The sequence below is a fragment of the Paenibacillus zanthoxyli JH29 genome, assembly GCF_000520715.1.
In the GTDB taxonomy this organism is placed as follows: Bacteria; Bacillota; Bacilli; order Paenibacillales; family Paenibacillaceae; genus Paenibacillus_AQ; species Paenibacillus_AQ zanthoxyli.
In genome coordinates this window covers 1-8,043 of sequence record NZ_ASSD01000593.1, presented here as the reverse complement: position 1 = coordinate 8,043, position 8,043 = coordinate 1, and the positions used below count along the sequence as shown (strand labels likewise).

General features: G+C 53.2%; 7 protein-coding genes. 1 reads left to right on the top strand and 6 read right to left on the bottom strand.

Annotated elements, in window-relative coordinates; all coding sequences use genetic code 11:
• From aspS to L691_RS0123055, 6 genes are all read right to left on the bottom strand, one after another.
• A partial coding sequence (gene aspS, locus L691_RS0123080) for an aspartate--tRNA ligase (RefSeq protein ID WP_025692654.1) occupies positions 1-861 on the bottom strand: 861 nt, incomplete at its 3' end.
• A gap of 68 nt (positions 862-929) precedes the next feature.
• Positions 930-2,183 carry a histidine--tRNA ligase gene (gene hisS / locus L691_RS0123075; RefSeq protein ID WP_025692653.1) on the bottom strand — a complete coding sequence of 418 codons (1,254 nt, stop codon included), beginning with the start codon at positions 2,181-2,183 and terminating at the stop codon, positions 930-932.
• Between the two features lie 664 nt (positions 2,184-2,847).
• Positions 2,848-3,276, bottom strand: a complete 429-nt coding sequence (locus L691_RS0123070) for a hypothetical protein (protein WP_025692652.1) — start codon at positions 3,274-3,276, stop codon at positions 2,848-2,850.
• A 171-nt stretch (positions 3,277-3,447) separates the two neighbouring features.
• A complete protein-coding gene (locus tag L691_RS32255) occupies positions 3,448-3,600 on the bottom strand; it encodes a hypothetical protein (protein WP_156934323.1) in 153 nt (50 codons plus the stop codon).
• Positions 3,601-3,767: 167 nt separating this feature from the next.
• Positions 3,768-4,211, bottom strand: a complete 444-nt coding sequence (dtd, locus tag L691_RS0123060) for a D-aminoacyl-tRNA deacylase (RefSeq protein ID WP_025692651.1) — start codon at positions 4,209-4,211, stop codon at positions 3,768-3,770.
• A gap of 20 nt (positions 4,212-4,231) precedes the next feature.
• Positions 4,232-6,409, bottom strand: a complete 2,178-nt coding sequence (locus L691_RS0123055) for a RelA/SpoT family protein (RefSeq protein WP_025692650.1) — start codon at positions 6,407-6,409, stop codon at positions 4,232-4,234.
• A gap of 323 nt (positions 6,410-6,732) precedes the next feature.
• Between L691_RS0123055 and uraA the strand changes: the two genes are divergently transcribed.
• On the top strand, positions 6,733-8,043 hold a 1,311-nt coding region (uraA, locus tag L691_RS0123050; RefSeq protein ID WP_025692649.1), incomplete at its 3' end, for a uracil permease.

Genomic DNA, 8,043 nt, shown 5'->3' with positions numbered 1-8,043 from the left:
GCCGGAGCCGTATTTGCCCATCGCCTCGGCATAAGTCAGACGCTGGAACGGCAGGGCGAGATCTACGCCAACCGTCTCTTTGAACAGGCGCTGCATCAGGCGCTCCATCATGGCCAGCAGATCGTCCTGGGAAAGGAACGACGTCTCGATGTCCACCTGCGTAAATTCCGGCTGCCGGTCGGCGCGCAGGTCCTCGTCGCGGAAACAGCGGGCGATTTGGTAGTAGCGCTCCACGCCGCCGACCATCAGCAGCTGTTTGTAAATCTGCGGCGACTGCGGCAAGGCGAAAAATTCGCCTTCATGCACACGGCTTGGCACGAGATAGTCGCGGGCGCCTTCCGGCGAGCTCTTGGTCAGAATTGGCGTTTCAACGTCGATGAAGCCTTCCCCGTCAAGGAAATCGCGGAAAATCTTGGCCGCTTTCGAACGGAGCAGCAGCGTCTTCTGCATCTCCGGACGGCGCAGATCAAGATAGCGGTATTTCAGGCGCAGCGACTCGTCCACTTCCACGCCGTCTTCAATAAAAAACGGAGGGGTCTTGGCGGCGTTCAGCACTTCGATTTCGGTAATGCGCACTTCAATTTCGCCGGTTGGAAGATTAGGGTTAACGGTTTCCGGATCGCGCTTGACTACTTGACCGGTAACGGCGATAACATACTCGCTTCGTGTCTTGTCGGCAATTTGCAGCGCTTCGCCGGAATAATCGGGATTGAAGACGATCTGCACAATTCCGCTCCGGTCGCGAAGGTCAATGAACAGAACGCCTCCAAGGTCGCGGCGGGTCTGAACCCAGCCGTTCAGTGTAACCGTCTGTCCGATATGTTCCGTCGTCAACTGTCCGCAGTTATGGCTTCTTTGCATGCTTTATCATACCCTTTCAAATAAAAATCTCTATTTGTGATTACAGAATTAATGTTATTACTACCGCCCTATATAAGAGACTGTCCCAGCTCTTCCAGCTTAACCGTGCGCTGCTCCCCGGTCGCCATCGACTTCAAGGCGATCTCTCCGCGCTGCAGCTCCTCTTCGCCGAGAATCGCGGTGTAACGCGCTGACATGCGGTCGGCGGATTTCATCTGGGCTTTCATTTTGCGTCCCAGATAATCGCGCTCTGCGGAGAAGCCCAGGCTGCGCAGAATGAACAGCTGCTTGGTAACTTCAGCTTCCGCCTCTTCGCCAAGCGCTACGAGATATACATCCAGCGGTTTGGACTCCCCAAGCTCCACCTTCTGGTTCTCTAGAATAAGCTGAATGCGCTCAAGGCCAATGCCAAGGCCGATGCCCGGCTGGTCCGGTCCGCCAATTTCGGCAACCAGACCGTTATACCGCCCGCCGCCGCCGACCGTATCGATCGAGCCAATTCCGGCCGCCTTGTACTCGAACGCCGTATGCGTGTAGTAGTCGAGTCCGCGTACGAGCCGCGTATTGACGACGTACTCGATGCCCATAGCTTCCAGATGTGCCCTTACCTTGGCGAAGTGAACCGTACACTCTTCATCAAGGCTGTCCAAAATAGACGGGGCATCTACGAATTTCTCCTGATCGATCTTGCAGTCCAGCACGCGCAGCGGATTCCGCTCCATGCGCCGCTGGCAATCGCTGCACAGGCTGTCCTTCATTGGGCGAAGGAAGCCCAGCAGCTTCTCGCGGTAGGCGGCCCGGCTGGGAATGTTGCCGACGGAATTAATTTCAACCCGGACGCCGCTGAGACCCAGGTCCTTGCAGAATTGGTAGCCAAGCGAAATCACCTCTGCATCGATGGCCGGATCAACCGCGCCGAATGCCTCCACGCCGAACTGGTGAAACTGGCGGTATCTGCCCGCCTGCGGACGCTCGTAGCGGAACATCGGGCCGATATAATACAGCTTGCTCACATCCGGCTCTCCGTACAGCTTGTTCTGTACATAAGCGCGGACGACACCGGCCGTCCCTTCCGGACGAAGCGCCAGATCCCGGTCTCCCTTGTCCTTAAAAGTGTACATTTCGCCTTCCACGATATCGGTCGTCTCGCCGACGCCTCTTTCGAACAGCTCCGTATGCTCGAACATCGGGGTCCGGATTTCACGATAATTGAAGCGCCGGCACAAATCTCTGGCCTTCTCTTCAACGAACTGCCATCTTTCCACCGCACCTGGCAGCAGATCCTGCGTGCCGGTCGGCTTCTCGAATCTCTCTTTAGCCACTGCTGATCCCTCCTGAAAATGCCCTTAACCACAATGAATTGCCCATTAAAAAATCCCCCGCCCTGTTCATCAACAGGGACGAGGGATTATCGCTAACGATGATCACCCGTGGTACCACCCACATTCCGGCCGGAAACACAAGGTTTCGGTCCGCTCAAGCGGTTAACGCCCGCCTACGCGCAAGGTCGGCTACTGATGCGGCAATCGCCGCTGTTCACCGTGCGTTCTCGGGGAGGTCATTCATTCGCTCATCAACAGAATCCTTGCAGCCAAGTAATATTTACGCCTGATTTCTTCTGAAGGCAGTGTAAATATCAACGTGGGATTCCTCTCTGGGGTTGTGGGTGCCGAATTACTGGGTCCCGTCATCAAAACAATATTATGCCGTATATTGTTAGATTCTACTGAACCACTGCGTTAAAGTCAAGGTAAGGAATCGACTTTATTCAGCAATTTTTATTGGCTCTGACCTACTGCGTTCACAGCCCATCACTCGGCAAAAAAATGACCTGCAGCCGATTGCCGCAGGTCCAATCCTATATATTATAAAAAAGGGGGTCATGCGTTTATTATAAACACACTATGTTAAGCAAACATGAATGAAATATTACTCTTATATTACAGAAAAGAAAGCGTTTTATTTCGCCGACACCATTCCTAATTTTTAATCAAAAATTTCGACAAATGCATTTTTGCTCCGAAGGGTATGCACCACCCCGTTGAAATCTTCGTCCGACACTTTAATTTCCATAACAAAATGCAGACTGTCCAAATCCCCATCAGCGTACATCCGGTCTGCACGGAGATCATCCCTGCCCAGATGGTCATTGCCATTCACCGGCGCGCTGTCCTCGTTAGCGTCACCCGCGGCCACGGGTACTGCCGCAGGAGCCGCACCGAAGGCGGCAAAGGTAGAACCGCTTCCCGCCAAATTATTCGCCGGCATGAGGGGAACCAGGAGCCGCCGGTCTTGCCCCAGCGGATCGGTTAACGCCCATACATCCAGCCCGTCCGCATCGAATGATAACAGCGCCGTCTTGGCTCCTTCCGCCTCATCTTCCGTTCTGAAATAAGCCTGAATCCGTCTAGTCATGATTATCGCCTCCCTTAATTTAGAGTCATAACGTCACCCAGTCAGTCACCTTGATTCGGAGCGGCTTTAATCTCCCTTCTGTTGTTCTTGGCCTCGTTGTTTTATTACCCGGAATCAGCGTCCTTCTAACCCCGCAGAACGAAGAAAGCCGCTTGCTGCGGCCCCTTTTAATCACGAGCGCGGCAGCAAATTGCGGCTTCTTCCCTTCAGCACATGCTTGCTGAGCCATTCGGACTCCTTTGCATTTGCGGAAGCTTCAACAAAGCTTCCAACCGGAAAAACCGCTAGAGTTCTCCAAGCCCAGGCTTTCGGCGACTGTCTCATTCTTAGCACTCCTTGACTTCTTGCTCGCATGTGATTCATTTGAAGTTTGCCCCGGCTGTCCGCAGCCTATCCAACAAGAAAACGGATGGTCCGAGAACTTTTTAAAGTCTCTCAGCCATCCGTTTCATATCATATCCGCCCAAGCGAAATTACATCACCAGCTTCCGCTACCCCTTGCTGTCCAGTATTAGCGTAACCGGTCCCCAATTGATCAGGGATACATCCATCATCGCGCCAAAAACGCCTGTTTCGACCTTCAATCCGAGCGTCTCAAGCTCCCGGTTAAAATAGTCATATAGCCGCTCCGCTTCCGCAGGGGCCGCCGCTGCCATAAAGTTCGGCCGCCGCCCTTTGCGGCAGTCGCCGTACAATGTAAACTGCGACACAGACAGAATCGATCCGCCCGTCTCACTCACGCTGTGATTCATTTTGCCCGCTTCATCCTCGAAGATACGCAGCCCTGCAATTTTGCCCGCAAGGTACTTAGCGTCATTCTCCGTGTCCTCATGGGTCACTCCAACCAGGAGCATCAGGCCTTCGTCGATCTCCCCGACGGTCTCCTCCCCCACTGTAACCCGCGCTTCCTTGCAGCGCTGCACAACCACTTTCATTGCTGCCACAACTCCTAAACTTACTGCATAATCCGGTGAACCGTGTAGACATCCTTTACCCGCTTCACCTTTTCCACTACCGAATATAAATGATCCGTATTGCGGATCAGAATCGTCATATGAATCATGGCCATCTTGTTCTTGTCGGAACGGCCGGTGACCGCCGAAATATTCGTCTTGCTCTCGGATACCGCCTGCAGCACTTCATTGAGCAAGCCGTTCCGGTCGTGGCCGGTAATCTCGATATCAACACTGTAATTCGCTTCCATGCTGCCTTCCCACTCGACCTCGATGACGCGCGCCGCTTCCTCGCTCTCCTCCGCCTTGATGTTCGGACAGTCCGAGCGGTGTACGGATACGCCGCGGCCGCGCGTGACGTAACCGACAATATCGTCTCCCGGCACCGGATTGCAGCATCGGGCGAAGCGGACCAGCAGATTGTCAATTCCCTTGACGCGTACACCGTTCGTCGGCTGGTTGCGCTTCTCGGCGACCTTGATTTCCTTCTTCTCGGTCGTCAGTTCCAGATGCGCGGCCGCCGCTTCCTCCTGCTCCTTACGAAGCTTCTCGGTTAGGCGGGTAGCGATCTGCGCCGCTGTAATACCGCCGAAGCCCACTGCGGAGAGCATATCCTCGATATCGTTAAAAGCGAACTTTTTCGCCGCTTCCAGCAGCTTGTCGTCCGACATCCAATCCGAAGGCTCAGTTCCGATCCGTTTCAGCTCGCGCTCGATCGCTTCGCGTCCTTTTTCGACATTTTCCTCGCGCTTCTCTTTTTTGAACCACTGCTTGATCTTGCTCCGCGCATGCGAAGACTGGGCGATCTTCAGCCAGTCCCTGCTCGGCCCGTAAGAATGCTTCGAGGTCAGGATTTCCACGATATCGCCGGTCTTCACCTTATGGTCAAGCGGTACAATCCGTCCGTTCACCTTGGCTCCAATCGTGCGGTTGCCGACCTCCGTATGAATCCGGAAAGCAAAATCCAGCGGCACGGAGCCCGCAGGCAATTCGATAACTTCCCCTTTTGGCGTGAAGACGAAGACAAGATCGGAGAAAAAGTCCATTTTCAGTGATTCAACAAATTCCGAAGCGTCCTTGGCTTCATGCTGCAGCTCCAAAATTTCGCGAAAAAAAGGCATCCGGTTCTCAGGATTGACGGACGTGCCGCTTCCTTCCTTGTATGCCCAGTGTGCTGCTATCCCATATTCGGCTGTCCGATGCATTTCCCATGTTCTGATTTGAACTTCCGTCGGCTCGCCGCCAGGACCTACGACTGTCGTATGCAGCGACTGGTACATGTTCGCTTTTGGCATGGCGATATAATCCTTGAAACGGCCTGGCATTGGCTTCCACAGGGTATGGATAATCCCGAGCGTGGCATAACAATCCTTGATGTTGTCAACGATAATGCGTATCGCCAGCAGATCGTAAATTTCGTTGAACTGCTTGTTTTTGGTCGACATTTTGTTGTACACGCTGTAAATATGCTTGGGCCGTCCCGAGAGATCGCCTTCGATGCCCATTTCATCCAGCTTGACGCGGATACGGCTGATGAAGCTGTCGATAAACTGCTCGCGCTCGGCGCGCTTTTTGTGCATCAGATTGGCAATCCGGTAATACTGCTGGGGGTTCAGGTAGCGGAGAGCAATATCCTCCATCTCCCATTTAATGGCCGAAATACCGAGCCGGTCCGCGATGGGACAAAAAATCTCCAGTGTCTCGTAAGAGATACGGCGCTGGCTTTCTTCCGATTGATACTTTAGCGTCCGCATATTGTGCAGCCGATCCGCCAGTTTGATGACAATGACGCGGATATCCTGTGCCATGGCGATGAACATTTTGCGGTAATTCTCGTTCTGCTGTTCTTCCTTCGACCGGAAACGAATACGCTCCAGCTTGGTCAGGCCGTCCACGAGCATGGCGCAAGTATCTCCGAATTTCTCACGGATCTGCTCAAGCGATACTGTCGTATCCTCCACAACATCATGCAGCAGAGCCGCAATAATGGAGATGACATCCATTTGCATGCCTACAACGATATCGGCCACCGCAAGCGGATGCAGGATATACGGCTCCCCCGATTTCCGCACCTGGCCTTGATGGGCCTGATCGGCAAATTTATAAGCCTCCTGTATGCGTGGAAGATCCTTTTCTTTTATATAAGCTCCGGCCTTTTCAAGTAATCGCTCAATGCCCATACTCGTCGTATCCGTGTCCTTTCTATAATAAAATGAACCCGCGTATTTTGCGCATCCGCAGGCAGGGTTCGGTTCTTTTCATTTTAAAAAAGCCGACAACTTCCCTTATACTGAAAGTTTCCTATTATTATGACGCTTGCGGCGGATTACGTCAACACTTGCCACACGATGGCATTTCTGAACGATTTATTAGGATTTTGTGAAAAAAATAACGAATTTTATAAAAATGTTGTTGAAAAAAACATGCGATCTATTTAATCTAGTTAAGGCGCATTTCCTTACAAGCCGCGTCAAGATTTAACACAAAAAGAGGAGTGAATGGTTTGCAACACGAAATTCAAGTAGGCGAAAGACTCCCCCTGGGCCCCGGGTTTCTCCTGAGCCTCCAGCATTTGTTCGCCATGTTCGGCAGCACTGTGCTTGTGCCCAACCTGTTCGGGGTTGACCCCGGCATGATTCTGCTGATGAACGGGATCGGGACACTGCTGTACATATTAATCTGCCGGGGCAAAATCCCCGCTTACCTTGGCTCCAGCTTTGCTTTTATCTCGCCGGTTACCGCTGTTCTGGCTCCGCATCAAGGCGATCACCGTCACGGCTACTCGCTTGCCCTTGGCGCTTTTATCGTAACGGGAGTAATCTTTGTGATTGTCGCCCTGATTATACGCTATGCCGGAACGGGCTGGATTGACATCGTATTCCCACCTGCGGTGATGGGCGCCATCGTCGCTACCATTGGACTGGAGCTTGTGCCGGTGGCCGCAGGAATGGCCGGCCTCATTGCTCCTTCCGGCGCTGTGGAGTGGAAGCCCGATTCAGGCGCGATTACCCTTTCGATGGTCACTCTCGGCGTGACGGTTATCGGAGCGGTTCTGTTCCGCGGCTTTCCGAAGATCATCCATATTCTGATCGGAATTGTCACAGGCTACGTGCTGGCTTATCTTATGCACAGGGTTGATACTGCGGCAATCGCGAACTCGCATTTTTTTGCCCATCCGACCGTTACGACACCTTCCTTTGACTGGCACGCTATTCTGACTATCATTCCGGTATCCCTTGTCGTCATCGTCGAGCACATCGGGCATCTGCTTGTAACCAGCAATATTGTGGGCAAAGACCTTGCCAAGGATCCCGGTCTGGACCGCTCGCTTATGGGCAACGGCATTTCGACCATTATCTCCGGATTCGTCGGTTCCACACCGAATACAACGTACGGCGAAAATATCGGCGTTATGGCGCTCACGAAGGTTTATTCCGTCTATGTCATCGGAGGAGCGGCGGTTATCGCCATTTTACTCTCGTTCTCCGGCACGTTCTCTTCCATCATCGCCAACATCCCGCTGCCGGTTATGGGGGGCGTGTCGCTGCTGCTGTTCGGCGTGATCGCTGCCTCCGGGCTCCGCATCTTTGTGGAACAGAAGGTCGATTTCTCGAAGCCGGCCAATATGATTCTGGCAACACTCGTGCTCGTGGTGGGCATTAGCGGAACGACCCTTACTATTTACGGTGTTCAGCTCAAGGGGATGGCGCTTGCCACGATTATCGGTATCGTCCTATCGCTGCTGTTCAAGCTGTTCGAGGTTCTTGGGCTGTCCAGTGACAAAGGAGAGATGAAACAGGCCGATGCGGCGGAT

What these genes read in the sequence shown, in the direction of transcription:
- L691_RS0123070 (WP_025692652.1), bottom strand. Translation starts at nt 3,276, where the DNA reads ATGACTAGACGGATTCAGGCTTATTTCAGAACGGAAGATGAGGCGGAA.
- L691_RS32255 (WP_156934323.1), bottom strand. Translation starts at nt 3,600, where the DNA reads ATGAGACAGTCGCCGAAAGCCTGGGCTTGGAGAACTCTAGCGGTTTTT.
- dtd (WP_025692651.1), bottom strand. Translation starts at nt 4,211, where the DNA reads ATGAAAGTGGTTGTGCAGCGCTGCAAGGAAGCGCGGGTTACAGTGGGG.
- L691_RS0123055 (WP_025692650.1), bottom strand. Translation starts at nt 6,409, where the DNA reads ATGGGCATTGAGCGATTACTTGAAAAGGCCGGAGCTTATATAAAAGAA.